We start from the raw sequence: 26,304 nt of genomic DNA, 5'->3' as shown, positions 1-26,304 counted from the left end.
TTTAACGCGCACAACATTTAGGATTGCGCTTAAGCGTGATCCATTGAACAACGACACATCAGCGTAAAGCAGGTGTGTGTAAAAACAGTAAGGATTAACATGAAAATTTGTGGTGTAGAATTAAAAGGCGGCGAAGCCATTATCAGCTTGCTCACTTATGAAGGCGAAACCTTCAACGTACCAGCATGCCGTAAAGTGTCGTTTAGCGTGTCAAACTCTAACGAAACAGAAAGTATTCGCGAGTTTCATTTTGCGTTTCATAAATTAATGGAAGATTATAAAGTCGATCACATCGCCATTATTGAACGTGAACAAAAAGGAAAGTTAGCCGGCAGTGCCACTAGCTTTAAACTTGAAGCCGCCATTCAAATCACTGATCTGCCGGTAAGCCTCATTTCACCGGTTGCCATTAAAGAACAGTTAAAACGTAATCCGCCGCAAGTTGATTTTGAATCACTTGACTTAAAACGTGTTCAAAAAAATGCGTTTGATGTGGCTTATGTTCAACATAACCGCATTATTTTTGGTAAAGCATAAACCGCCACATTATGGCGTTACTGCAATAGTTAGTAACGCCTTAATCATCTACATTACCACTCAAATTTAATTGCCTCCCAAGTTGCCCCCATGCCAGACAGCAAACCCAAAAATCGCCAAGCACCGCCAAAAATGCCGCTAAAATCGGCAAGCCAAGCGCTCAAGCCCAAAACAGACTTGAGCACCTTAATCACCAGCGCCGACATTAAACAGCGGCAAAGTGAACTCAGTGCATTACGATTTTTAAGTGGTTATCGCCAAGACATCGTTGAGCAAATACGTCAATTGGTTGATAGCAATGCATTGGGCGCACACTTTTTAAGTCGCTACCCGCGTGTACACGACATCCGTACAGACAAAGCTTTATATGATATGACGATAGGGTTAAAAAACACCTATTTGCGTCAGTCTGATCCATTAGCAAAAGTCATTTTTGACGACAAAATTAATGCCAGCCACCATGCACTTGGGCTACATTCTTATGTTAATCGGCGCCAGGGCAGCAAAGTAAAAGCTAAAAATGAAATCCGTATCTCATCACGATTAAAATATATCCCGTTTGAACTGCTGCAAATGGTGGTGGTACATGAGCTCGCCCACCTGCGTGAAAAAGATCATAACAAAGCTTTTTATCAACTTTGTACTTTTATGCTGCCAGACTATCACCAACTCGAATTTGATATGCGTGTGTGGCTAGTTGCAGAAGAAGCAGGCCAGTCACCTTATAATTAAGGTACAGATTTGACTAAACCAAACAGAAGGCATTTTAAGATTTAACTCGCCAAGGTGGATTTAAACGATTATCACCCGCCCAATAAAGCTTAAGTTTATTGCCACTTGGGTCAAACAAAACCGCCTCTCGCCATAGATATGCTTCATCTGTGGGTAGCTGAGCAAACTCAATCCCTTTTGCTTGCAAGTCACTTACCCAGCAATCTAACTCTGCATGTTCGAAGTAAATCACCACCCCATTCATCGTCGGTTCAGGCTCTAATGATAGCGAAAAGGTACTCTGCCCTATCGGGCATTCAAAGCGCGCATAATGTGGGGTATCAACGATTAAGGTAAACCCCAAAACTTGATAAAACGCCACCGCCTTATCCATATTCGATACAGGTAATGTTACTTGATTGAGATCCATCGCTTCCCCCTAATTTTTTGGCACTTTGTGATATTCAAGTTTGTTCAATATAAGTGCAACACAAATAAAACACCTACCGAGTTGGTGCTATTAAGTTAAATTCATCGTGACAGTCACAAACTAATCGCTTGATAATATTGAATAAAAAATAATCTTAATACTTGGTATAAATCTTCCAACCTTGATGATGCTGATAAGCTAATCTAACAGCAACAGTCGTTCATTAGCACGCTGTTCATAGTCGATTGGCGCAATAATAGAATCAAATAGCAACACATAGGATTAAAGTCCGCATAGAAAACCTGAATTAAGTACCACAAATAGTGGCTCATCGTATGCCTGTGCATATGACATAGTAGCCTTTGGAGTAACATGTTAAACGCGTTAATCCCACTTTCAGCATTACTCATATCGAATGCATTTTTAATTCTTGGTCATGGATTATTATTGACCTTACTCCCCATCGCAGCCAGTGAATCAGGCTTTAGCGATACACAAGTCGCCTTGACCGGATCTGGCTACTTTTTAGGGTTTGTTTCCGGCTGTTTAGCCACACCCTATATGCTTAAACGAGTTGGTCATATTCGAAGTTTTGCGGTATTAGCTACATGCTACTCAGTGGTCATCTTAGTGTTTCCTTTATTACCTGAGTTTTATAGTTGGATGTTGTTAAGGTTTTTGATAGGAGTAATGATTTCTGGCCTATACATGATCATCGAAAGCTGGTTAAACGGCACGTCTACAGCCAGTAATAGGGGAACAATACTGTCTATCTATACCACACTCAATTTAATCATGGTGATGTGTGGTCAACAACTGTTCAATTTAGGTAGTGAGCGAGAATCGATGCTATACGGTCTCGCAGCCATCTTTATCTCTATCGCCATCATACCTGTGTCATTAACACGTTCATCTGCACCAGCAGTGGTAAAGCAGGTTAAGTTAAATATGCCAAAGGTGTGGCTCCACTCTCATGTTGCATTGATTGGCGCCGTGGTTGCTGGTTTTGTCACAGGTGCATTTTGGGCTTTAGCCCCTATTTATGCTAAAGATAATGGTTTTGACAACATTCAACTCGGTGCATTTTTATCTGCCACCGTGCTTGGCGGAGCATGTTTTCAAGTACCGCTGGGTAAATTGTCTGATAGGTTTGATAGACGCAGTGTTTTAATGTTTACCGCATTAGGTGGCACCATGGTGTCACTAGTGTTTTTTACCCTTCCTTACATTGTCACGACTTTTGGCGGTTGGCCTGCAGCGATATCAGCCTTTTTTTGGGGAGGAACCTGTATGACGCTATATGCAATATGCTTAGCCCATGCGAATGACAACGCCACCGCTGAAGATTTTGTTGAAATAAGCAGCGCTATGCTCATCACTCTGGGATTATCGTCGGCTATTGGTGCCCCCATAGCTTCAGTTGCTATGGGATTATTAGGCGCCAAGGGGTTATATGCTTTTACCAGTTCTTGTTTGGCGATTTTCTTCGTTATCGTATTATTAAGACGTCGCAGCCATATTGCCCCTTCAACACTGGCAACAAAAGAAAGCTTTCGTGCCGTCACCGATATGGCAAGCCCAACCGCATATGAAATGGACCCAAGAACCGAGGTGGATGCGGACAATGTAAAACAATAAACTCAGCGAGCAACTTGCAAGTTAAGTTAAATGACAATTGATAAATAGCATTGCCAAGATAAAACTAATCTTACCTTTTTGCCATTGGATGATTGGGGTTTAACTGAAGTAAATCCCATAGGTTGCCATACAAATCTTCAAACACCGCAACAGTGCCGTAGTCTTGCTCTTGTGGCTCACGTACAAAGTGAATACCTATCGATTTCATCCGCTTGTAATCACGCCAAAAGTCATCGGTATTCAAAAAGATGAATACACGACCACCGGTTTGATTACCTATAAAATCTTGCTGTTCAGGCTTAGACGCCTTAGCCAGTAATATCGCCGCGCCATGAGAGTTTGGCGGTGCTACAACAACCCAGCGTTTATCTTGTTCCGGCTGATAAGTATCTTCGATAAGCTCAAAGTTTAATTTATTGACATAAAAATCGATTGCTTCATCGTAATCTTTTATCACTAGTGCAATATGCACGATATTCTGTTTCATTGTTTTACCTATGGATTTTAAAGCAATCAGCCTGAAAATCTTGATAACCGTGGGTAGCAACCGTATTGGGGAGCTTACTATAAATACTCATACCATCGAAAAGTAGAAACTTAGAGAAATCTCATCGCTGTACTATAAATGCCCAATCCAGATAGTGTAGCAATGTACAAAGAGGCAATATAAACGCTCGTGTTCAAACAAAAAATGCAGCTAATATAGCTGCATTTTTATTCGTTTTGATGATTTAGTCGCTAATGATTAACCTAAATCCATCATCATGGTTCTGCTACGCACTAATGCCTGAAACTCCTGTAATTGCTTTTTAGGCAACACTTTGGCTTCTGCTATATTGGCTTTCATTGCATCCACTGGGCGACCGTTGACAATAAATTCATAATGTAAGTGTGGTCCTGTCGATGCACCTGTATTACCCGATAATGCAATCACTTGACCGCGCGTTACACGTTGGCCTTTTTTGACTAAAAACTTCGACAAATGCAAGTAGCGCGTACGCACTTTATTGTCATGCTCGATCACAATATAGTTACCCGCGAACGCATGCTTAGTCACCATAGTGACAACACCTTCACCTGGGGCAACGACTTTGGTGCCTATCGGTGTCGCAAAGTCGGTGCCATTGTGTGGGCGAATACGGCCTGTAATTGGATGTTTACGCGCCGGATTGAAGTGTGAGGTTAACCGCACTTTACGGTCTAAAGGAATACGCTGAAATGCTGGCGCCAAACTTTGACCGTTAATGTCGTAAAAATTGCCATCGGTATTTTGAAATGCGGTAATATCGCGACGTCCGGTATTGATACGAATACCTTCTATTGATGTCACTCCTGTTGGCTCGCCTTCTACAAACTGATCATTTACCAGTACAGAAAATGTATCACCTGCACGCAGCTCGCGTGAAAAGTTGAGTTTAGACTTAAGTAATGATTCTACTTTTTGAATTTCAGCGGCACTTAGACCTGCATTTTTTGCCGAAACATAAAACGAGCCATTGATTTCACCACCGACAATTCGATTTTGCCAAATACCATCAATGTTGATGTCTTTTACTTCATAACTGCCATCGTCAAAACGGGTAAACACCACTTGATGAGCAGGGTTAAAATACAATTCTAACTTTTCAAGCTCGCCATTGGCGTTATCCCAAAACTGAATACGGTTACCCGGTAATAATGTATCTAAGGCCAGTACTTCTAAGTCTGCTTCTAGCACTTTATACATGGTGCGTTGGTCGATACCGGCCAGTTCAAATAAATGGCTAAGGGTATCACCGCTTTCAATCACTCTATCTAAAATAGGGGTATTTTGTTGAGTGGAAGTAGCAACCTGATTTTGTTGTGCTATGTGTGGCAGTAACGAGTCTATGTCGATAGCCACTGGAATACGTTGTGATGAAAACTCTTGTTGTGTGGGCCATAATAACGCTGCACCGACAACAAATACACTTGCTAGTAATAACTTTTTATGCAAGTTAGGTAAGCTCAGCGAGCTTATATCTGGCCTTTGATAGCCCATAATTTTACTCATTAGCAATGTCTAATCCACCCTAAAAGATGACGCTTTATATTTATTGTTTTTCTTTTACTGCAAATTGTTATTGCGAAGTTAAGCACAAGGAGTTTAACCATCTGCTGTCACATCGTTTTTATCATAAATATGGCCCAATACTTGATACTACGCCGTCCGGTAAAACTGCTTAAAACAAGGACTTTTGCACTCAAAATGCATATCAACGCTCTTTTATATCAAAAAATAGTCATATTACAAATAAAAAATGATATTTAATTAATAATTAATTTGCGGTCGATTACAGTAATTACGGGAGTTTGAAGCCGATCAAGTTGCATTAACAGCAAACTCATTTTGTAATTTACTGATCCCAAGCCCATTCATTTTATTCACTTTTACCTGCACGCTAATTCGTTCTTTCATGGCTTCAATATGGCTAATCACACCTATCATTTTGCCCGAGGCGTTCAAATTATCGAGTGCATCTAATGCGGTATCTAATGTTTGGCTATCCAAAGTACCAAAGCCTTCATCTAAAAACAGTGAGTCAATGCTCGTTTTATGACTAACAAGATCAGAAAGCGCCAATGCAAGGGCTAAACTCACTAAAAAGCTTTCTCCCCCCGACAAGGTTCGGGTATCTCTAACGGCATCACCTTGCCAGGTATCTAGCACTTGTAGCTCAAGCGCATCTGACTCTTTACGCTCTAATAAATAGCGTCCTTGAAGCCGTTCAAGCTGCCGATTCGCCAGAGCGACTAAATGGTCTAAAGTAAGGCCTTGGGCAAACTTACGGAACTTATCGCCCTTTTGTGAACCTATTAACGAATGTAAGCAAGCCAAGTCATCGTATTCTTGTTGCAATTGGGCCAACTCAATTAGCAGTTGTTGCTGGCCAGCTCGTTTGCTCGCATCTTGCTCAAGCTCGTGAGTTAATCGCCACAGCATCTGTTTATCATGCTGGAGCTGTGTTGTTATGGTTTGTTGTTGCTGCTGAGATTCATGAACATGTTGACCATGGTATTGTTTTTGCTCGCCAAGTTCGGCGAGCTCGGTTTGGCGTAAACTGGCTTGCTCAACAATGGTGTTTGCTTTAACAATGTCATTGTCGAGTTGTTGTTTAAGTTGTTGTAACTTTTGTCGCGCTTGCGGCGTCAACCTTGCTTGTTTAAAAGCAGCTTCATCGGCAAATGGACTGTCTTGCAAAGCAGTTTGCCATTGTTGCTGTAATTGTTGATATTCTGCCGTGGCATCGTTAGCCTGCACAGTAATACTGTGCTGTTGTGCTTGTAAGCTGGTTAACTGTTTATCGGCAAGCTGCACTTGTTGCTCTATCGCCGCTAAAGTTTGTTGTCCCTGCTCTAATACTTGTTGACTGTGAGATTTTTCATCGTCAATGACCTTGTCGCCAAATATGGCTTGGCGCTGTGCTTTGACATTATCGAGCTGAGCTTGAGCTTGGCTCACTTGTTCTGTGATTAATGCTAGTTTCGCGGTGATGTCCGTTATCTGTTGCTGACTTGCTGCAAGCTTTTCAGTGGTAATTGATAACGCTTGCTGGTTTTCTACCGCCTGTAGCTGCGCGTGAGTCCATGCATCAAGCTGCTGTTGCAATTGTGCTAACCAGTTTGTAGCTTGAGTTATATCAGGGGCGCTAAGGCCGCAGGCATTAATGTGTGACGTCACTAACTCAATCATGTCTGCTTGTTGCTGGTTTAACGCTTCCAGCTGTTGCTGCTGCGCTAACATCGACTGCTGCACATTTTCTCGCTGTTGTTGCAATAACTCTTGCTGGTTTATCAGTTTACTGAGCGCTTGCTCTGCTTGTACAAAAGCGTGCTGATGTTGATGTAAGGTTTTCTGGCTTTGATTAATCTGCTCTATGGTCGATGCTAACTGTTGTTGTTTATTTTCAGCATCAGCAAGATAAGCGGCTAAGGATGAGTTAGATTGCAATGTTAAAGGCAGAGAAACATTGAGTGCTTGTGTTTGTTGCAGCCATTGTGTTTGTGTTGCTTGTATTTGCGATTGAGCCTGACTTAATTGTTTTTGAACATGCTCTTGATTCACTTGCATCGCTGTTTGCTGGTTTTTTAACTCTTCCCCTTGCTGTTTAATCGCATCTAATTCGATTTGTAGCTGCTGGGCACGCAACTCAGTTGCAGTTACATTGAGTGTTTCATATTTCTCAATCAAGGGATGTTCGGTCGAACCGCACAGTGCACAAGGTTCACCTGCTTTTAACTTGGCTCTTTGTGCACTCAAACTGGCAATTTGCTGCTCTTGTTGCAGTAACATTTGCACATCTTTGTATTGCAGATTTTTATCACTCCACTGGGCTCTTACTGCGGTAAGCGATTGAGCTACTGCTAATGACTCTTCGTCAATCTGTGCCAATTGACTGGTTAAGGTTTGGTATTGCTGCTGTTGTTGTTCAAACTGGATAAACAATTGGCTTAGCTGATAACGATGAGTTTGTTGCTGCAATAATTGTTGGTATTGCGCATTTATCTTCGTTTCATCTTGCCCAGCTAACAACGTGGTTAATGCACCTTGGCTGGCCGTGTGTTGTGCCGATGTTTGCGCGAAATCAGCCTGCGCTTGGCTTATTTTAGGAGCGCTCTGTGTTAACGCTTTTTCGGTTTCATTTAGGGTCAGCTTTTGTTTATCTAACTGTTGCTTAACACCTTCACCTTGCTGACTTAATTGTATAATCTGCTGATACTGGTTTTGCCATGCGGCAAATTTTTTGGCCACTTCTTGCCCTTGAGGCAGGCTGTCAAGTTGCTGGGTTATTTGTTGTTTAGCGGCTGTTAATGTCGCTTGTTGATCCAATAATGCTTGCTGTTGTTTAATCGCTTCTTGTTGCTGCTGCTCTGTTTGTTGCTGGCTTGACGTCACTTGCGATAATTGGAAACTTAGCTGGGCAATTTGTTGATCTAAAGGCAGCACTTGCTTATCGATTAAAGTCAGTAGTGCGTTATGTGCTTTGCTAACCTCATTAAGCTGCTGCTGGCTTTTACTATGTTGCTGTTTATAAGTGGTTAACGCGGTATCCGCTTGCTGCGTTTGTTGTGTCAGCGTAGCTATTTGTGCCGTTAAATTGGCCACTTTGGTTTGCGCTAAGACTTGTTGGTCAAACAAGGGAGAAATCTGCTGAGCCGGTTCGCTATGCGCTAGTTGAGCGAGTGCTTCACTGTGCTGTTGTTGCTGCAACAGTGCTTGCTGATGCAGCGCTTTAGCCTGAGCAAGGTTGTTGTTAGCTTGTGTAGTGTCGTCTGCCCAGGTTAACAATTCGTTGAGCTTAGAAAGCTGCTGTTGCTGTGCATCTAACGATTGATCCAGCTGTTTAATTTGTATCTCTTGTGCTGCACGCTGAGTGTCATCTAACAGCTCTACGCTGCCAAGCTTGGCTTCTAACACCTTTAAATTGGTTTTGGCATCGCTAAAGTGTTGATGCACTCGAGCTGAAATTAAGCTGTATATTTCTGTGCCGGTCAGTTCTTCTAATAATTCTGCTCGCTCGTTGGCTTCTGCATTTAAAAAGGCGGCAAACTGTCCTTGAGATAACATCATCGACTTAGTAAAACGCGCAAAATCAAGCCCGGTGATTTCTTCTACCAACTCTGTTTTACGTTTAATCTGACTGGCAAGAATTTTTCCATCACTCAGTAAGGCTAATTCAACTTGAGCATCTTGTAAATTGCCGTCTGCTTTATCACGTGATCGGCGCTGACTCCAAAAAGCACGGTATGCGACACCTTTTACTTCAAATTCAACTTCCGCTAAACACTCAGCTGTGCCACGGGTCATTAATTCGTTTGTGTTTTTTGAAATAGTATTTAACCGCGGAGTGCGGTGGTATAGCGCTAAACAAATTGCATCTAAAATGGTTGTTTTACCTGCGCCCGTTGGGCCTGTAATGGCAAACAAGCCATTTTCAGCAAACGGTGATTGGGTAAAATCGATTTTCCATTCATTTTTTAGTGAATTAATGTTTTTAAAACGTAGGCTTAAGATTTTCATTATGCTTGACCTTCTTGCTCACGCTTTTGATCCATTGACTCGTGAAGTACATGGCTGGCAGCTGAGTCTTGTTGATTGATTTCTGACTCTACTTCCGACACAACCTGGCTAAATTGCTGCTTTATGCGAGCAAGCTGAGCTTGTTGTGAGGGAGTATCAAACTGCTCTTGCGCTAATCGTCTTGCAAAGACTTCATTCACACTGAGCTCTGACAAGGTCTCATTATCAAGTTGCTTAATGTGTTGTTGTCGTTGGCTTCTAGCGCGTTTAAGTTGTAATACTTCAACGGCTTTATCTTGAGTCATGTCGGCAATGCGTGATTGCAGATCAGACAAATAATCTTGCTGCGACACTTCAATACTTAACCAAGTTGTTGCCGTGCCCTGTGCATTTGCAGCAAACGTATTTAATTGTTGCGCTATACTGTCTAAATCACCTTTTAACACCTGCATCGCTTGAAACATTGGCACCATAAGCGGCGTAACGTGCGCAAGTTTATTATCAGTAAACTCAACCAAAAATACGGATTTTTTAGCATCGTTTTGGTTTGTTAACTCATCAAAGCTTAACGCTATTGGCGAGCCGCTGTAACGAATGTGTTCAGATTTTGCCACCACTTGTGGGCGATGAATGTGCCCTAAGGCAATGTAGTCGGCAGGCGGAAAATGCGCCGCATTAAAGGCATCTAAACTGCCAATATAAATGTCTCGAACCGACTCTGATGTACTGGCTCCTACTGTCGTTAAATGTCCTGTTGCAATGATTGGCACGGCTGATGAAAGTGAAGCATTTAACTCGGTTGCCTGCTCAAAGCAGCGCTGATACAAATCACTAATGGCAGCCCCTAGCTTGTGCTGCTTATCTGTTGATGATTCACCAGACTCACTCAACACAATGTCACGAGGGCGAAGATAAGGAAGACCGCACAAAATGGCGCCAAGCTCTCCCTGCCGGTTTTTAAGCGGTAATACATGTTCACTCACTTGCTCAAACGCCCCAGGGATAACAGTGGTATTAAGGCAAGCTAATAGATGCCGTGATTCATTTAACGTTGATACGGAGTCATGGTTGCCACCCAAAATAATCAGCTTGCAACCCGTTTGTTGAATTTGAACAATAAATTGATTGTATAACGCGCGAGCATAGCTTGGCGGTGTTCCTGTATCAAAAATATCACCGGCTACAATGAGGGCATCAACTTGATTAGTATCTATTTGATCAAGTAACCACGCCATAAAAGCTTCATGCTCTGCCGCACGGCTTTTGCCATAAAAATATTGCCCTAAATGCCAGTCTGATGTGTGAATAATGCGCATAACATCCCTTTAATGAAAACTAACTTTAATAAACAGTCTGCTGCCCTGTTACATGTATTGCGACCAGAGTAATTTAAGGCTCATACCCAGTGACATTATCACCACCAACGGCTTAATAATTTTAACACCTTTAGTCACCACTAAGCGTGAGCCAAGCGTTGCGCCTATAGATTGCCCTATCAACATAATAAGCCCTAACACCACCACGACTTGGCCACCAATTAAAAAGAAGATTAATGATGCTATGTTAGTGGCAAAATTTAATAACTTAGCGTGAGCTGTAGCTTTAGCCAGTCCAAACCCCGCAAGAGAGACAAAAGCCAATGCAAAAAAACTGCCGGTGCCTGGGCCAAAAAATCCATCATACAAGCCAACACCAAGCGCAGCAGTGAAGGCAAACACAGTGGGGGTGAAAACTTGCTGGCGATCATCTTCACTGATCTTTTTAGAAAATAAGAAATAGCACCCTATGGCTAATATTAAAAATGGCAGCACTAACTCAAGCAGCTTAGCGTCAATCATTTGCACAAAAACAGTGCCTATTGCGGCTCCTATAAAAGCACATACCAACGATAACCGAATACTGCGTAAATCAACCATGCCTTTGCGCACAAAATACAAACTGGCAAAAAAACTGCCCCCGCAAGCTTGCAACTTATTGGTACCTAATGCAGCAGCTGGAGGCAGACCAGCCCACATCAATGCGGGTATTGTTAATAAGCCACCACCACCGGCTATGGAGTCAATAAATCCGGCAATTAAAGCAACAGCAAATAAAACAACGGCAAGCTGGAGTGTGAGTTCAAACATGGAGGTTCTCGTTATTCGCGATAAATGTGTTGTCTGTATGACAATGAGCAAGGCGTTATTAGACAATCTTTAACGTCAAAATACAAAGCGTTCTGTTAATTTATTCACGTTTATTGAATGCATCACCAATTATCCACGATTGCAGTTTGCATAGGCATTGGTATAGTGACCAGCTTAATGAAAATTTGCCTCAGGATTTACGATGATTGTCATTACAGGTGCCAGCAGCGGCCTTGGTGCTGCACTTACTCAACACTATGCAGCCGACGATTGCCAACTGCTCATTAGCGGACGTAGCAAACAAAAACTGGCCGCAGTGACCGCGACACTAACCCCAGCACAGCAAGACAAAGTTGTCAGCCAAGTTGCAGATTTGAGTGTTGCTGACGATGTAAGTCGATTATTTTCACAATTATCGACACCACCCACGACAGTCATTCATTGTGCTGGCAGTGGTTACTTTGGCCCTATCGAACAACAAAACCCACAAGCTATTGATCAGCTCATTAGCAACAACCTCACATCCAGTATTTTAGTATTACGTGAGCTTGTGAGTCGCTATCGCGATCATAAGGTTAATGTCGTGGTGGTAATGTCGACTGCAGCCCTCGCCGGCAAAGCAAATGAGTCAACTTACTGTGCGGTAAAATGGGCGGTAAAAGGCTTAGTTGAGTCGTTAAGGTTAGAGCTAAAAGGTTGCCCAATGAAATTAATTGCGGTTTACCCTGGCGGAATGGCGACCGATTTTTGGTCTACCAGCGGTAAAGATATTGACACATCAAGCTTTATGACAGCCGATGAAGCTGCGCTGATGCTAAAAAATGCCTTGGTGGCAACGCAGCATGGCTATATTTCTGATTTAACCATTAACCGTGGTTAGCTAAAGCAGTAATGTAAACCCTATGGGCAGTTACTTATCATTGTTTCTGGTTGATTGGAGATCTATTATACCAGTCCATCTTTTAGATTGTATTTAACACCTACAAATTAGCAGGTTACTACAATGTATGAAAAAGTCATTTTAATCTTAGTGTCCTTAGGCATGGTGCTGTGCTTATCCGCTTGCGCAGAATTAAAACAGACTGGCAAAGAAATAGGCCACACAACGAAAAAAGTCACCACGGCAATTGGGCACGGCACACGCGATACGGTGAAAGCCATTGGCCGAGAAACCAAAGAAGTGGTTGAAGAAATTAAAGAATAGCTTTTCTTATCGGCCTGTTGATTCGTTAGCTGACTAGTGGATTAATTGGTTAATAATAAAAAAGCCGTTAATGCGAGCATTAACGGCTTTTTCTATCTATTGAAAATAAATCAATACATGATGAAACGAGATATTATTAGTGGTGACAATGCTCACTGCATTCGTGGTCATCATCGTCATCAGCAAACTCATCGTCGCCATGCTGATGTTGCATTACGCCCCAACCATCAGAAATACCGTCAAACTCTTGTGCAAAGCTATTTAACTCGGTTTCTTTGGCAACAAGAGCATCATATTCTGGCACCATTTGTAGGCAAACAATCACTTCCCACTTGGTACTTTCTTCATCAAAGTTAAGCTCTAGTTCACCCTTCATGTCGCTCTGAGTTAAGGCTTCGATAGCTGATTCAGCATCACGCTGATCGTCAAATACCAAAAAGAAATCAACTTCAAGTGATTGGGTTAAATCAATGCCAGCTTCAGCCATTGCTGCTAACATTTGGCCGTTATCATCATCAGGGAATTGCATGTATTTGTCCTTTATTGCGCCGCAACTATTTCAATGTTTGCACCGTTAAACGAAATAACATCACCTACAATGCATTTTTTACGTTTACGGGTGTCAATTTCGCCATTAACGGTCACTTGACCTTCAGTGATAACATGCTTTGCATCGCCACCACCATTTACTAAGCCTTGTACTTTTAATACTTTGTACAGTTCTACGAATTCATCACCTGGAAGTAATGCAAACGCTTGAGTTTGAGTCGTCACAATAATTGCCTTTTAATCAAAATATGCCCGCTATTATAGCCTATGACCGTTTAGCAAGCATCAAGCATTTTAAGTGGATCTGGATGACGATATTGAAAACCTAAATCTTGGCAAATTAATTGACCATCAATCACTTTGCTCGGTTGATGCTGTAAATTAAATTGTGGTGCGGTTAAGCCAAGGTGGGTTGTTGCTGCAACATAAAACTCACCACGAGTAGGATGTATTGGCGCTGCAACATTATAAATGGGCAATGTATTTGAGCTGGTTAATACTAGGCTCACTGCGGCTATACAATCATCTAAATGCACTAAGTTAACGGCAACGTTAGCGCCGCTAACATCTGACTTACCAGCAAAAAAACGTCCTGGATGACGCTTAGGACCCACCAAACCAGAAAACCGCACAATGCAGCTATTAGGCAGAGTGGCAAATATGGCTTCTGCTTGCAGCAAGGTACTGGCAGTATCGTTAAACGCGCTGGCATCAGCTTCGGTGACCGTTTGATCATCAGAGGGATACACGCCCGTCGTGCTAATAAAAATCACTTTTTGATACAGCCTTGCACCCATTAACTGTTTAAGTGTTGTTAAATAATGAAGGTAATCGGAATTGCCACGTTTGAGCCCAGGTGGAATATTAATGACAATGGCATCTGCATCAAATAACGATGAGTTTTTTGCATCATGGCTGACATTAGCCAAATCCAACTGGTAAGCTTCAATACCTAATTGCGGTAAAGAGACTAAATCGTCGACTTGTCGTTTTGACGCTTTAACTTGAAAGCCTTGGTTTATAAGGTGTTTGGCAAAAGGTAGGCCAAACCAACCACAACCAATAACTGTTATTGTATTCATTGATTCTCTTGATGACTAAAATGATTAAAGTAAAAGCTAATGGGGTTGTTAGTTTGCAACGTTTTAGTGGCGCCCTCTGTTAACTCATCTATCTTAATGACTTCTTTAACCTGTACATCTTCGTTAATTAAAAATCTAAAACCAGGATTGCCACCTGTGCTATCACACGCCCAAACATGAGGCTGTTTTACATCTGCGGTAGTCATCATCACTTTAGCCATACTGTCATCAGTTAAGCGCACTATGGTTCCGGGCGGGTAGATCCCTAAGATTTTAACTAATACTGAGATTAATTTATCACTATGTTTGCTGCTGTGATTTTTAAATAAAATTCCCAGCGCTATTTGAGGGGTATGGTATTTAGATAACAAGGTTTCATAGTCATTAGCTAACGACACAACTTGAGTCGTCATTAATAACTTAGCTTCAGTTAAGCCATCAGGAAAACCACTGCCATCAATGTATTCGTGATGATGTAAAACAATATCAAGCATGGCTTCAGGAAAGAGCCCACTTCGGGTTAACATGTCGTAACCAAAATTAGGATGCTTCTTTAAAAAGTTGGTTTCAACATCAGATAATTCTCCCCGTTTGCGCCTAATTTCTTCTGGCACTTTAAGTTTACCAATATCATGAAATAAACTGCCCAGGGCGATATCGCGCACTTCTTTTTTAGACAATGCAAGTGCATGGGCAATCATCATCGACAAAACCGAAACAGAAATACCATGCTGGGTCACACTCACATCGGCTTCACCACTACTGACTAGGGTTAAATGTGGCGTATCACTTTCGTATAGGTGCTCAACCAAGCTCTCTACTAGTGTTGCAGCCTCGCGATAAGCACCTTCTGGATCGCTCACCACTTTACTAAACACGGTACGGCTGTCATTAACGCACTTGATAAAGCGTTGCTGACTTACTCGCATGCTTTTTTTAGCCAATGGCCGGTAATCTACTTCTTGGATTTGCTCTTCTGCTGGCGATTCAACGTCAACTGGTGCTGCTACTACCGGCAATAAATCATGGCCGTCTATCACATAAACAAAATCGACATCGAGCCCTTTTATCATCTCGATTTGAACTTGTCGCTCTAATTTTACTTTACTGCGAAAAAAAGGATGGCTGGTCCACGACAACGGCAGCTTAACGGTTAAACCAATCACCATTTCAGAAACGGGTATTTGTGTTAATTCTGCTTTAGCCAAAGTAGTGATCCTTTCACATTTGCCATACCAGCTGGAGTGATAATGTCATTATTACGCTAACATTGTCGTTATTGTGTTTTTGTTGGCTGATGGCTGTCGTTATCTTCGGTTGTCCAATCAGCAAAGTAGTAACTTAACCGCTTTGATTTTAGTACATAAATCACAGACCAAAATAAAAAAAGCGCATCTAATGAGTAACCCAGTTTAAATAAATAATCATCATGCACTATTCGTTGCAGTAAAAAAACACCATCTAAAATAAGTAAAAACCATAAAAACCAGATACTTTTACAAAATAATGGCCTTAATATTAGCCAACTACGCTTACGCTCAGCAATAATCAACCCATAAATAAATACCGCTCCAACCCCCGCAACTAAGGCCAAAATAAAGTCGGTTTTTTCTGGATAAAACAACCTTACTAAACCAGAGCGGTCATTAAACTGAGTGAGTGATGCAATAAAAATACACCAACCTCTGGCCAGAAACACCAATATTAAATATAAAAATAATGGCGGTTTGATATGGCCGCGATCGTCAAGCCAGGTTATATGACTAAAATTCACAATTTACTCTTATCGGCGGCCATAGGCATTAGTTCAATGTTTATCTTTATCAGATTAATGACTGGCATTAAGTAAGTCTAGGAGTCCTTGTTCGTCTATGACTTTAACACCTAATTCTAGTGCTTTTGCAAGCTTTGACCCAGCAGCTTCCCCTGCGACTAGGCAATCTGTGTTTTTAGATACACTACCCGCAACTTTTGCGCCAAGTGCTTGTAATTGTGCTTTAGCGTCATTTCGATTGAGTTGGCTTAAGGTTCCGGTAAGTACCCAAGTTTGTCCTTTAAGGCTGAGTTGTGACTCATCGGCTTGCGCTATCTTTGGCCAGGTAATACCTGCATTGAGTAATTGTTCTATTACTTCAATATTATGTGGTTGAGCAAAAAATTGACTTATGTGCCTTGCAACCACTTCGCCTACGTCACTCACCTCAAGCAATTGCTCAACACTGGCGGTGCGAATTTTGTCAAATTCAGCAAAATGTTGCGCCAGGTTTGCTGCTGTTGCCTCACCGACTTCACGTATACCTAAACTATACAAAAAACGCGCTAAAGTGGTGGTTTTTGCCTGTTTAATGGCATTAACAATATTGGTGGCAGACTTCATCGCCATTCGATCTAACATGGTGATGGCTGAAGCGGTAAGCGAAAACAAATCTGCTGGGGTTTTGACTAATTCTTTATCAATCAGCTGCTCGACAATTTTATCGCCTAAACCATCAATGTTTAATGCTTTACGTGAGGCAAAATGTTTAATGGCTTCTTTACACTGAGCTTCGCAAAACAATCCTCCACTACAACGGGCAACGGCTTCACCTTCTAGGCGCTCCACAATACTTTGACATACTGGGCAATACTGAGGAAACACAATGTCTTGAGCATCATCTGGACGTTGCTCTGGCACAATGGCAACAATTTGCGGGATCACATCACCGGCACGGCGAATAATCACTGTATCGCCAACTTTTACGCCTAAACGGGCTATTTCATCAGCATTATGTAATGTCGCATTTGATACCGTAACCCCACCTACAAACACAGGTTTTAGACGGGCTACAGGGGTAACTGCACCTGTGCGGCCCACTTGAAAGTCAACGGCTTCAAGTAATGTCATTTCTTCTTGTGCTGGGAATTTATAAGCAATTGCCCAACGTGGTGCTTTAGCAACAAAACCTAACGTCTGCTGCTTTTCTATGTCATTGACTTTGATCACTACGCCGTCGATTTCATATTCAAGTTGGCTGCGACGAGACATAATATCTTGATAATATGTAAATACATTTTCTAGGGTGTCACAGACTTTAACTTCTAGGCTTACCGGTAATCCCCACTGCTTTAGTTGGTTCAATTGGCCATAATGAGTCAATTGCATTGTTTGAGACTCGCCTTCGACAACGCCAAGTGCATAGGCGTAAAATCCTAGGGCGCGAGATGCGGTAATTTTGCTGTCTAATTGCCGTAAACTCCCCGCAGCGGCATTGCGAGGATTAACAAATACTTTATCGCCTTTAGCCATTTGACGTTGGTTTAACGCCTCAAATGCCGCTTTAGGCATAAACACTTCACCACGAACCTCAACTAACTCCGGAAAGCCTTCACCACGTAACTTAAGGGGAATAGCGCGAATAGTACGCACATTTTGTGTGATGTCTTCGCCCACAGAGCCGTCGCCACGAGTAGCTGCACGTTCAAGTACTCCGTTACGATATGTAATCGACACCGCTAAACCGTCAAGCTTAGGCTCACAAACATAATCAACTGCACCCACTTTGTCGGCAATACGTTTATTAAATGCAACAAAATCATCGGTTTCAAACGCATTATCTAAACTGAGCATCGGCTTTAGATGGGTGATTTGATCAAATTTTTGTAACGCAATCCCCCCCACTCTTTTACTGGGCGAGTCCGGTAACGCTAAGTGCGGATGGGCTTGTTCAAGCTCAATCAAACGTTTCATTAATCTGTCGTATTCTGCATCGGGAATTGACGGTGCATCGTCTACGTAATATCGAATATTATGTTGATTAATTGCCTGAGTGAGTTGATCGATTTCAGTTTGAAGTTCGTGCATTTGGGTATCCGTCATCATACAAGTATGTACTTTCATTTGTTTAGCCAGTGTGAGGCACTACTGGCAAAATAATAGGGATAAAACAATTAAGGCCGCTGCGGCGGCCTTATAGCATTGAGAATAAGCGGATAATATTATAGCGCCGCTTTTACTCGTCTAAGATAATCTTTCTTAATAGCGTCAGACCAAGGCTGACGTTGGCCGTCAAGGATCTCTGCGTCTAAATCATCAGCAATCTGATAAGCAGAGTTAAGCATAATGGTAAAGTTCATTATGGGGTCACCAAAAGCAGGCAATGTCATAAACAACACCACGCCTTGAGTAACAAACTGCTCCATATTGTCTGGGTCAAACACACCAGGCTTTAACATATTGGCTAATGAAAACAATACATTACCATTACCTGCATTATCAATGTGGCGATGGAAAATATCCATATCACCAAATTTAAAATTAAGTGACAACAAACTAGGCAATAACTCCGCACCATGTATTTGTTGGCCTTGCTTTGCAACAATATGCAGCACGAGCACGTCTGTAGGCTCGACAGGATCATTTGCTTGAACCGTTTTTGCTGGGGTTTCCTGTGTAGCCATCTGCTCAGGGGCTGTGTTTAGCGTTTGTTGCTGCACTTTAGGCTCAATTTTAGCCGATTGTGTGTTAACAGGTTCAGCTTTCACCGGTTCAGCTCTTACCGGTAATGGTTTACCGGTATAGCTTTCTAACTTGCCAGTGCTCGTTGCAGAATTAAAAATCTTTTTAGGTGAGCTCATTGCTGAACTCACATTTTGCACGAGTGACGGAGCAACAGGTGCTGAAGGTGCGGTTTCCTCATCTGTAAACAAAGCTTGTTGAGTAGGCTGCTTTGCTGGCTCAGGCGTGCGACGTAATGAATCTTGCAAAGGGGTATGGCTTGGGATTGGATCTGAATGTTCCGTTTTTTGGCCTAGATTTGTTTTTAAAATCGGTTTGATTACCGGTTCATCAACTTCGTCGGCTTTACGTACACGCACTTTACCAATGCCATCAGCGTCGAACCCTTCTGAGTCACGACGTTGCGCTTGGTCTTTGTAAAATCCGGCCATTGGACTTTGTTTCATTGCTTTAGGTTGTTGTTTTCTAATTGACCAAAAACCGTGCACTAACACTGCAATAATTGCAATCGCACCTAGTACAAACAACACCAGTTGTAGATCTTTCATTAGTATCCCTGTCTTTCTAATTTATACCGCATCGGCTAAGGCAACTGCGGCTTCAATGTCCACTGCGACTATCCTTGAAACGCCCGGTTCATGCATAGTAACGCCAATGAGTTGATCAGCCATTTCCATCGTTATTTTATTGTGACTGATATAAATAAATTGCACACTTTGAGACATTTCTTGCAACAAACGACAAAAACGTTCGACGTTGGCATCATCTAAAGGTGCATCAACTTCATCTAACATACAAAAAGGTGCTGGATTTAGTCTAAAAATAGCAAAGACTAATGATAAAGCGGTTAAGGCTTTTTCTCCACCACTAAGTAAATGTATGCTGCTGTTCTTCTTGCCTGGCGGCTGTGCCATGATAGTCACGCCAGTATCAAGTAAATCATCATCAGTGAGCGCCAAATACGCTCTACCACCACCAAACACTTTAGGGAATAGCTGCCCTAAATCGTGATTAACCGCTTCGAATGTCGATTTAAAGCGGCTTTTTGTTTCTTTATCTATTTTTATAATGGCATCTTCTAGCGTTGACAACCCTTTATTTAAATCATCGTCTTGGCTGTCTAAATATGCTTTTCGCTCGCGTTGAGTTTCAAATTCTTCAATTGCTGCGAGGTTAATCGCCCCTAAGCGAACTATTTTTTGTTTTACCTTTTCAAGCTGCTCTGCCCATACGTTAACACTTGCGTGCTCTGGCATATCGGCAATGACCTGTTGCAACTGAATTTGCTGCTCTTGCAATAATTGCAGTTGGGCATTGGCCTGCCCTTTTAAACCCTCACGACGTAACTTTAACGCGCTTATCTTTTGAGTCAAGTCCTGTAACGCTACAAGCTGTTGTTTTTGCATCAATACTGAGCTATCTAAACTGGTTTGTAACTCAGCCTGTTGAGCGCGGTTTTGTTGCAATTGTAGCTGGAGGGCTTGCTGCTGCTCAAGTGTTTGTGTCAGCTGAGCCGATAATTGTGCCAGTTGATGCTCACCACGTTGCTGCTGATTCTGTTGTAATATTTGTTGCAACTGATCGTATTGACTTGACAGCTCTGCTTGTTTTTCAGTTTGTTGTTGCAATTGTTGAGAGCTCAGCGCCTGCTGAGTCTGCTGTTTTTGTAATTGAGCCTGGTGCTGTGTGAGCAGATTAAGCGCCTGTGCACGCTGTGTTTTGGTTTCACGCAGTTTTGCCTGGCTGTTTTGCCAAGCATGTTGAGCCACTTCGTGTTGGTTTATGGCAATCGACAGCGCCTCTTCTTGAGCAACGATTTGCTCTTCGTAGGCCTCTATTTGCATTTGCTTATCATTGTAAGCCTGCTCAAGCTGAACTAAGGCGTCGTGGCATTTGCGCTGTTTTTGGTGTTTATCATGTTGTTGCTGCTGCAAGCTAGCCAAAATGGACTGCAATTTAGTCTGGCTAATGTGCAATTGATGACACGTTTGTTGTAGCTGGCCTAATTGTAATTGTTGCTCTGCGGCTTGTTGTGTACTTGCTGTTAAGGCTTGTTGAGAAAGGTTCAACTGGCTTTCAAACTCGAGTAATTGCTCATTCAATTCGGTCCGCTCTTGACTAAGTACAATAGCAGACTGCCCAGCTTGGGTTTGATTTAACACAAAACCCTGCCCCACAAGATAACCATCTTGGGTTGCTAAATAGCTATCTTCACTTAATTGTGGCAAAAGTCGTTTTGCCTCATCAAGTGTATGAACCCAGGTTACTGATTTGAGCCAAGGTGCGAGATTAACCTCGGTCTTAAAGGCAATATTGCTTGTTGTGTGCCCTTGAGTAAACCCGATTGGCTTTGGGTTAGTTGAAGATTCTTCGTGACTCAATACCGGAAATTGACTCAGCCCATGCAACACCATAGCGACTGCTTTTTCCCAACCTGGTTGCACGTCAAGCACTTGCCAAAGTTGCTGCCCTGCGGTTTGTGTGTGGGCGGCAAGTAGTTCCTCTATAAGCTGTAAACGGGCATGGCGATGCGTAATCGTTTGTTTTAGCGTTTGATATTGTTCACGTTGCTGCTCTGCACCCTGCTGGGTTGCGCTAACTTGTTGCTCACGCACGCGTTGCTCTTGAAGTGCGTTATCGAGTTGCGTATCAATTTGAGCCAGTTGCGTTTGTGTATCGGCTAATTGGGTTTGATTGTCTTGCAAAGTTAGCGCTGCAAGCTCTTGCTCCAATTGCTGCTTTTGCCGTTCGTCCTGCTGCAAACTTTGTTGCTGGTGAGTGAAATTTGACTGCGACAACGCCAATTGCATTTTATTCGATGCCAAAGTTTCAGCATATTGAGTTAATTGCAATTGTTGCTCATCACAGGCTTCTTCAATCACGGCAAGCTGCTCATCAATGAACTCAAGCGCCATTTGGGCTTGTTCACATTGCGGTGTTAGTGCATCAGCTTGAATCAGCAAAAGTTGATAATTATCGTTTAGCGTCGCAATCTTCTGCTCACCAACGGCTAATTGTTGCTCTACAGCACTTATTTGTTGCTGTAACTGTGTATCTTGTTGCTGCTGATGTTTCAGCTGTTGTTCAAGCTTGGTAATCTGGTTGCCCGTGGCATAAAAGTGTTCAACTATTTTATGTTCTGCATCGCTTAATTCAGCAAGTTGTTGTTTGAGCAAGGTCAAGCTGGTATCGGCATGTTGTGATGTAGCTTGCAGTTGTTCTGATTGGCTATTTAGCGAAGTCAGTTCGCCATCAAGTGTATCTGTTTGGAACAGCAGTTCCTGATAACGCATCACCAATAGCTGACTATGGAGCAAGCGCTCATGGGTTTTAAGTTCGCGATACTGTAATGCTGCTTTTGCTTGCTGTGATAATTTATCGAGTTGAGTGCCAAGTTCAACTCGAATGTCATTTAAACGCTCAAGGTTTTCTCGAGTATGGCGAATGCGATTTTCAGTCTCACGGCGACGTTCTTTATAACGCGAAATGCCTGCGGCTTCTTCAATAAAAACCCTAAGCTCTTGCGGTTTAGATTCAATTAACCTAGAGATAGTGCCCTGTTCGATTATGGCGTAACTGCGTGGACCAAGCCCAGTACCCATAAACAGATCGGTAATGTCTTTGCGACGACATTTTTGACCATTTAAAAAATAAGTCGATTCACTGTCACGATTGACTTGCCGCTTAACAGAAATCTCTTGATAGCTTGCATATTGTCCTGCTAAACGCCCTTGAGAGTTCTCAAAAACTAATTCAACGCCAGCGACAGAAATGGGTTTACGTGAAGATGAGCCGTTAAAAATCACATCGGTCATCGAATCGCCACGTAAATTTTTAGCGCTACTTTCTCCCAGCACCCAACGCACGGCATCAATCACATTTGATTTGCCGCAACCATTAGGGCCAATAATGGCAGAAAGCGCATTATCGAATGGGATTTTTGTTGGGTCTACAAACGACTTAAATCCAGCAAGTTTTATTTGTTTTAATCTCATGTTGCCAGTTCAGGTACGCATTAAAAGAAAAAAGCAGCTCACTTTAGCAATTGAGCTGCATTTTGTAACGATTTTTATCCTTTTGAAACAGTTTATCGCTTGTTTTATTATCATTGGCTAGTCAAAATCAATGTTATAAGACACAAAACAGGCGTATTTAATGATAAACAACACTCAAGCCGTAAAAAAGAGCGGTGTAAATTATTTTATGCAAGGCTTTCAATTAATTAAAAAGCCGGGATTACGCTCATTTGTATTTATCCCGTTAATGATTAATTTAGTGCTTTTTGCAGGTGCAATGTATTTTGCAGTCGGCCAGCTATCTGAACTTTTTGACTGGATGAATGGTCAGTTGCCTGACTATTTAACTTGGTTGCATTTCTTTTTATGGCCATTAGCGGTGTTAACCATGTTAGTTGTTATGTCTTTCGTTTTCAGCTCGGTGATGAACTGGTTAGCGGCGCCTTTTAATGGTTTGCTCGCCGAAAAAGTAGAACAACACCTTACAGGTAAAAATGTTAATACTGGCTCTTCTGTAGACATGATAAAGGACTTACCGCGTATCCTTGGTCGTGAGTGGACTAAGTTAAAATACTACTTACCACGAGCATTACTGTTTTTGATATTGTTTTGGGTACCCGTTATCGGCCAAACAGCAGCACCCGTTTTATGGTTTTTATTTACCGCATGGATGATGGCTATTCAGTATTGTGACTATCCGTTTGACAACCATAAAGTCAGTTTTAATGACATGAAATTCGCGCTTAAAAATACCAAAGGGTCAAGCTATAGCTTTGGCGCTTCGGTCACATTATTTTCAATGATCCCAATTGTTAATTTTATTGTGATGCCTGTGGCTATTTGTGGTGCAACCGCGATGTGGGTTGATAAATACCGTGACGCATACAAAAATCCACTTGTCGCTCCAGATTAAAACACTTTATGTTTGGATGACCATTAGCCTGTTCTGTTGAACAGGCTTTTTTATGTCACGCCAACATCCTGTAACAATTCATTGATACGTTACTCACAAGTCAGACCTGCCCTAAAGACACTTTTTTGCGACAATAGCCTCAAATAACAATTAAAGAGTAACAGTGACTGTGAGTAACGTTTTGCGTGGAATGTTAATGGCGTGTGTCTTGTCTGCTGGTGTCACACCGCTGAGTTTTGCCGGCTCTAGTGAACAATTTCATTTAACTATTCCAACAATTAATCAAGAAGTTGAAATAGACGGCGATTTCAATGAAGCGGTATGGCAACAAGCTGCAGAAGTCACGCTTAAATATGAAACCTCACCAGGCGAAAATATTGCCGCACCAGTGACGACTTCCGCTAAAGTGTTTGCCTCAAAATCGAGCTTATACTTTGCTTTTATCGCACATGACCCCGCACCCGAACAGATCAGGGTAAACCTCAGGGATAGAGATAAATCTTGGGGAGATGATATGGTGGGTATTAAGCTTGATACCTTTAATAATGCCCGCTTAGCCTATCAATTTTTTATCAATGCCTATGGCGTACAAAGTGATTCAATTGAAAACGAACTGACAGGCCAAGAAAGTGACGCCTGGGATGGTATTTGGTACAGCAAAGGCAAATTAACCGATAAAGGCTATCAGGTCGAAATACAACTGCCGCTGCGTTTATTTAACTTTGATGACCGCCACCCCTTACAAACATGGGGCATCGAACTTATCCGCTTTTATCCAAGAAACAAGACTCACCGTTTCTCGACCCATAAAATTGACCGCAATGTGTCTTGCCAGCTGTGTCAACTAGGCACTGCAACAGGCCTTGAAGGGGCGACTCAAGGTAAAGACTTGCAAATTACGCCATCACTAGTTGCAAACCAAAATAACCAACGAGACGTGAGTAATGCAGGCCCTTGGGATGATAAAACCCATGTTGAGGCTGGTGTTGATTTACGATGGGGAATAACACCAACAACCTTACTTAATGCAACTATTAATCCTGATTTTTCACAGGTTGAAGCCGATGCAGGTCAATTAGATGTTAACAATACGTTTGCATTGTTTTTTCCTGAAAAACGGGCGTTTTTCTTAGACAATAAAGATTATTTCGACACGCAACTTGAGTTACTGCACACTCGCAACATTAGCTCACCCGATTATGGAATAAAGCTCACCAGCAAAACCGATGATCATACCTTTGCCATGTTGGCGGCAAATGATGAACAAAGTCAGTTTTTGGTGCCCGGTAACTTAAGTTCAGATATCGCTGTCATTGATGAGCAAAGCCATAATGTGGCAACTCGATATCGCTTTGACCCCAGTAAGCAATTTTCAATTGGTGGTTTAGTGACATTAAAACAAGCCAATGACTACCATAACTATCTAGCCAGCGCCGACATTAAATATCAGCCCACTAAGCAAGACACTCTGACCGCCCAGTATGCACACTCACAAACGGCTTACCCTGAAGATTTGTTCACGCAATTTTGCAATAACAACGATTGCAACCAAGATCTTGCTGACTGTCAATTTGGTAATTGTGCACTCAATGAGCGTGTACTGCGCACCAACAAAGAAGATGAGTTTGATGATGGAATGTTAAATGTGACTTATCTGCATGAACGCCGTAATTGGTATGCCTCGAGCCAATATCAGTCTATTGGCCGTGATTTTAGAGCAGACTTAGGGTTTATCGACAAAGTCGATGTCAATAAGTTTGTTATTGGCGGTGGCTACATGTGGTATCCACAAGACAACTTTTTTAATCGAATAGAACTTGGCGGCGACTGGGATATCAGCCATAGCGAAAATCATGAATTACTCGAACAAGAAGCCGAAATGTTTATAGAGTTTGAAGGTGGACTCCAAAGCTATATTGCTTCAGGTATTGTTCAGCGTAAACGCGTTGGGAGACGTCATAACCCAAGTATCAGTGATATTGACAACAATACCACCATGTTTGACGAAACATTAGCTTGGTTTTACACCAACTTCACCCCTATCGGCTCGCTGAAATTAGAGCTCGACATGTATTTAGGTGATGATATTGATTTTGCCAACAATCGTTCTGCAACTGTTAATATGTTCAATCCCGGTGTTGAGTGGAAGTTAACTGAATCATTAGTTCTTGATGTGTCACACCGTTATCAAACATTAGATGTTGATGATGGCCGTTTGTTTACGGCAAATCTCAGTGATGTACGGTTAAATTGGCAACTCACACTTAACAGCTTTATTCGTTTCAGTACGGTTTATACCCACATTGAACGCGATCCAGCGCTATATTTATACCAAAAGCCCGATAGTCTCTATCAAGATCTTGGTAACGAGTTGTTGTATGGCTACAAATTAAATCCACAAAGTGTATTTTACCTTGGTTATTCTGATGCATTTGTAGCAAATGATGATATTGACTCATTAACTCAAGATGAAAAAACCTACTTCATGAAAGTAAGTTACGCTTGGTTGTTATAACAAAATTTTCCCGTCCAAATAACAATAATGCCGTTGATGAACTACATC

At 42.1% G+C, this 26,304-nt stretch carries 21 protein-coding genes; 7 read left to right on the top strand and 14 right to left on the bottom strand.

Annotation, left to right across the window (positions count from 1 at the left end):
- Nucleotides 1-99: 99 nt before the first annotated feature.
- Nucleotides 100-537, top strand: a complete 438-nt coding sequence (locus K8B83_RS10710) for a DUF3010 family protein (RefSeq protein WP_188737525.1) — start codon at nucleotides 100-102, stop codon at nucleotides 535-537.
- A gap of 132 nt (nucleotides 538-669) precedes the next feature.
- The gene (locus K8B83_RS10705; protein WP_188737654.1) at nucleotides 670-1,269 is read left to right on the top strand and encodes a M48 metallopeptidase family protein; all 600 of its coding nucleotides are present in this window, start codon (nucleotides 670-672) and stop codon (nucleotides 1,267-1,269) included.
- 34 nt (nucleotides 1,270-1,303) lie between these two features.
- Here the strand turns inward: K8B83_RS10705 and K8B83_RS10700 are convergent, their stop codons facing one another.
- Nucleotides 1,304-1,678: a VOC family protein gene (locus tag K8B83_RS10700; RefSeq protein WP_188737523.1), complete on the bottom strand. Its 375-nt coding sequence runs from the start codon at nucleotides 1,676-1,678 to the stop codon at nucleotides 1,304-1,306.
- A 372-nt stretch (nucleotides 1,679-2,050) separates the two neighbouring features.
- On the opposite strand from K8B83_RS10700, the gene K8B83_RS10695 reads away from it, so the two are divergent.
- Nucleotides 2,051-3,316 carry an MFS transporter gene (locus K8B83_RS10695; protein WP_223419975.1) on the top strand — a complete coding sequence of 422 codons (1,266 nt, stop codon included), beginning with the start codon at nucleotides 2,051-2,053 and terminating at the stop codon, nucleotides 3,314-3,316.
- A gap of 70 nt (nucleotides 3,317-3,386) precedes the next feature.
- On the opposite strand, the gene K8B83_RS10690 is transcribed toward K8B83_RS10695, so the two are convergent.
- From K8B83_RS10690 to K8B83_RS10670, 5 genes are all read right to left on the bottom strand, one after another.
- Nucleotides 3,387-3,803: a VOC family protein gene (locus K8B83_RS10690; protein ID WP_188737519.1), complete on the bottom strand. Its 417-nt coding sequence runs from the start codon at nucleotides 3,801-3,803 to the stop codon at nucleotides 3,387-3,389.
- A gap of 258 nt (nucleotides 3,804-4,061) precedes the next feature.
- Nucleotides 4,062-5,348: a peptidoglycan DD-metalloendopeptidase family protein gene (locus K8B83_RS10685; RefSeq protein ID WP_373284875.1), complete on the bottom strand. Its 1,287-nt coding sequence runs from the start codon at nucleotides 5,346-5,348 to the stop codon at nucleotides 4,062-4,064.
- Nucleotides 5,349-5,657: 309 nt separating this feature from the next.
- Nucleotides 5,658-9,356, bottom strand: coding sequence for an AAA family ATPase (locus K8B83_RS10680; protein ID WP_223419973.1), 3,699 nt, complete (start codon nucleotides 9,354-9,356; stop codon nucleotides 5,658-5,660).
- Nucleotides 9,356-10,672, bottom strand: a complete 1,317-nt coding sequence (gene sbcD, locus K8B83_RS10675; RefSeq protein WP_223419971.1) for an exonuclease subunit SbcD — start codon at nucleotides 10,670-10,672, stop codon at nucleotides 9,356-9,358. The genes K8B83_RS10680 and sbcD overlap by 1 nt, the downstream gene beginning before the upstream one ends.
- Before the next feature lie 48 nt (nucleotides 10,673-10,720).
- The gene (locus tag K8B83_RS10670) at nucleotides 10,721-11,482 is read right to left on the bottom strand and encodes a TSUP family transporter (protein ID WP_223419969.1); all 762 of its coding nucleotides are present in this window, start codon (nucleotides 11,480-11,482) and stop codon (nucleotides 10,721-10,723) included.
- A 202-nt stretch (nucleotides 11,483-11,684) separates the two neighbouring features.
- Here K8B83_RS10670 and K8B83_RS10665 point away from each other — a divergent pair, with 202 nt between their 5' ends.
- Nucleotides 11,685-12,362: an SDR family NAD(P)-dependent oxidoreductase gene (locus K8B83_RS10665; protein ID WP_188737510.1), complete on the top strand. Its 678-nt coding sequence runs from the start codon at nucleotides 11,685-11,687 to the stop codon at nucleotides 12,360-12,362.
- Between the two features lie 123 nt (nucleotides 12,363-12,485).
- On the top strand, nucleotides 12,486-12,686 hold the full coding sequence (locus tag K8B83_RS10660) for a hypothetical protein (protein WP_223419967.1): 201 nt from the start codon (nucleotides 12,486-12,488) through the stop codon (nucleotides 12,684-12,686).
- A 136-nt stretch (nucleotides 12,687-12,822) separates the two neighbouring features.
- Here the strand turns inward: K8B83_RS10660 and K8B83_RS10655 are convergent, their stop codons facing one another.
- The 8 genes from K8B83_RS10655 to K8B83_RS10620 all read right to left on the bottom strand — a co-directional run bounded on the left by K8B83_RS10655 (nucleotide 12,823) and on the right by K8B83_RS10620 (nucleotide 22,807).
- A complete protein-coding gene (locus K8B83_RS10655; RefSeq protein ID WP_188737507.1) occupies nucleotides 12,823-13,215 on the bottom strand; it encodes a ribonuclease E inhibitor RraB in 393 nt (130 codons plus the stop codon).
- Nucleotides 13,216-13,226: 11 nt separating this feature from the next.
- Nucleotides 13,227-13,460 (bottom strand): RNA-binding S4 domain-containing protein, encoded by a 234-nt coding sequence (locus K8B83_RS10650; protein WP_223419965.1) that lies wholly within the window; start codon nucleotides 13,458-13,460, stop codon nucleotides 13,227-13,229.
- A gap of 50 nt (nucleotides 13,461-13,510) precedes the next feature.
- A complete protein-coding gene (locus K8B83_RS10645) occupies nucleotides 13,511-14,317 on the bottom strand; it encodes an SDR family oxidoreductase (protein ID WP_223419964.1) in 807 nt (268 codons plus the stop codon).
- A complete protein-coding gene (locus K8B83_RS10640; RefSeq protein WP_223419962.1) occupies nucleotides 14,314-15,525 on the bottom strand; it encodes an HD-GYP domain-containing protein in 1,212 nt (403 codons plus the stop codon). The genes K8B83_RS10645 and K8B83_RS10640 overlap by 4 nt, the downstream gene beginning before the upstream one ends.
- Nucleotides 15,526-15,593: 68 nt before the next feature.
- Nucleotides 15,594-16,091: a DUF2919 domain-containing protein gene (locus K8B83_RS10635; protein ID WP_188737498.1), complete on the bottom strand. Its 498-nt coding sequence runs from the start codon at nucleotides 16,089-16,091 to the stop codon at nucleotides 15,594-15,596.
- A 54-nt stretch (nucleotides 16,092-16,145) separates the two neighbouring features.
- Nucleotides 16,146-18,158: an NAD-dependent DNA ligase LigA gene (gene ligA / locus K8B83_RS10630; protein ID WP_223420051.1), complete on the bottom strand. Its 2,013-nt coding sequence runs from the start codon at nucleotides 18,156-18,158 to the stop codon at nucleotides 16,146-16,148.
- Nucleotides 18,159-18,292: 134 nt separating this feature from the next.
- The gene (gene zipA / locus K8B83_RS10625; RefSeq protein ID WP_223419960.1) at nucleotides 18,293-19,360 is read right to left on the bottom strand and encodes a cell division protein ZipA; all 1,068 of its coding nucleotides are present in this window, start codon (nucleotides 19,358-19,360) and stop codon (nucleotides 18,293-18,295) included.
- Nucleotides 19,361-19,381: 21 nt separating this feature from the next.
- Nucleotides 19,382-22,807, bottom strand: coding sequence for an AAA family ATPase (locus tag K8B83_RS10620; protein WP_223419958.1), 3,426 nt, complete (start codon nucleotides 22,805-22,807; stop codon nucleotides 19,382-19,384).
- A 160-nt stretch (nucleotides 22,808-22,967) separates the two neighbouring features.
- Between K8B83_RS10620 and cysZ the strand changes: the two genes are divergently transcribed.
- Both cysZ and K8B83_RS10610 read left to right on the top strand, forming a co-directional pair.
- Nucleotides 22,968-23,741 carry a sulfate transporter CysZ gene (cysZ, locus tag K8B83_RS10615; protein ID WP_223419956.1) on the top strand — a complete coding sequence of 258 codons (774 nt, stop codon included), beginning with the start codon at nucleotides 22,968-22,970 and terminating at the stop codon, nucleotides 23,739-23,741.
- 190 nt (nucleotides 23,742-23,931) lie between these two features.
- The gene (locus tag K8B83_RS10610; protein WP_223420049.1) at nucleotides 23,932-26,256 is read left to right on the top strand and encodes a carbohydrate binding family 9 domain-containing protein; all 2,325 of its coding nucleotides are present in this window, start codon (nucleotides 23,932-23,934) and stop codon (nucleotides 26,254-26,256) included.
- The last annotated feature ends 48 nt before the right edge of the window (nucleotides 26,257-26,304 follow it).

This window comes from Shewanella inventionis, assembly GCF_019931735.1.
In the GTDB taxonomy this organism is placed as follows: domain Bacteria; phylum Pseudomonadota; class Gammaproteobacteria; order Enterobacterales; family Shewanellaceae; genus Shewanella; species Shewanella inventionis.
Note: the sequence above shows the minus strand (reverse complement) of the source record. Positions and strands in the feature narration are given on the sequence as shown.

Excerpts from the sequence above, each read along its gene's own strand:
- K8B83_RS10685 (WP_373284875.1), bottom strand. The coding sequence starts at position 5,348 with ATGAGTAAAATTATGGGCTATCAAAGGCCAGATATAAGCTCGCTGAGC.
- K8B83_RS10700 (WP_188737523.1), bottom strand. The coding sequence starts at position 1,678 with ATGGATCTCAATCAAGTAACATTACCTGTATCGAATATGGATAAGGCG.
- K8B83_RS10645 (WP_223419964.1), bottom strand. The coding sequence starts at position 14,317 with ATGAATACAATAACAGTTATTGGTTGTGGTTGGTTTGGCCTACCTTTT.
- zipA (WP_223419960.1), bottom strand. The coding sequence starts at position 19,360 with ATGAAAGATCTACAACTGGTGTTGTTTGTACTAGGTGCGATTGCAATT.
- K8B83_RS10660 (WP_223419967.1), top strand. The coding sequence starts at position 12,486 with ATGTATGAAAAAGTCATTTTAATCTTAGTGTCCTTAGGCATGGTGCTG.
- K8B83_RS10655 (WP_188737507.1), bottom strand. The coding sequence starts at position 13,215 with ATGCAATTCCCTGATGATGATAACGGCCAAATGTTAGCAGCAATGGCT.
- K8B83_RS10710 (WP_188737525.1), top strand. The coding sequence starts at position 100 with ATGAAAATTTGTGGTGTAGAATTAAAAGGCGGCGAAGCCATTATCAGC.
- cysZ (WP_223419956.1), top strand. The coding sequence starts at position 22,968 with ATGATAAACAACACTCAAGCCGTAAAAAAGAGCGGTGTAAATTATTTT.
- K8B83_RS10610 (WP_223420049.1), top strand. The coding sequence starts at position 23,932 with ATGTTAATGGCGTGTGTCTTGTCTGCTGGTGTCACACCGCTGAGTTTT.
- K8B83_RS10695 (WP_223419975.1), top strand. The coding sequence starts at position 2,051 with ATGTTAAACGCGTTAATCCCACTTTCAGCATTACTCATATCGAATGCA.
- K8B83_RS10705 (WP_188737654.1), top strand. The coding sequence starts at position 670 with ATGCCGCTAAAATCGGCAAGCCAAGCGCTCAAGCCCAAAACAGACTTG.
- K8B83_RS10665 (WP_188737510.1), top strand. The coding sequence starts at position 11,685 with ATGATTGTCATTACAGGTGCCAGCAGCGGCCTTGGTGCTGCACTTACT.
- K8B83_RS10690 (WP_188737519.1), bottom strand. The coding sequence starts at position 3,803 with ATGAAACAGAATATCGTGCATATTGCACTAGTGATAAAAGATTACGAT.
- sbcD (WP_223419971.1), bottom strand. The coding sequence starts at position 10,672 with ATGCGCATTATTCACACATCAGACTGGCATTTAGGGCAATATTTTTAT.
- ligA (WP_223420051.1), bottom strand. The coding sequence starts at position 18,158 with ATGCACGAACTTCAAACTGAAATCGATCAACTCACTCAGGCAATTAAT.
- K8B83_RS10620 (WP_223419958.1), bottom strand. The coding sequence starts at position 22,807 with ATGAGATTAAAACAAATAAAACTTGCTGGATTTAAGTCGTTTGTAGAC.
- K8B83_RS10670 (WP_223419969.1), bottom strand. The coding sequence starts at position 11,482 with ATGTTTGAACTCACACTCCAGCTTGCCGTTGTTTTATTTGCTGTTGCT.
- K8B83_RS10680 (WP_223419973.1), bottom strand. The coding sequence starts at position 9,356 with ATGAAAATCTTAAGCCTACGTTTTAAAAACATTAATTCACTAAAAAAT.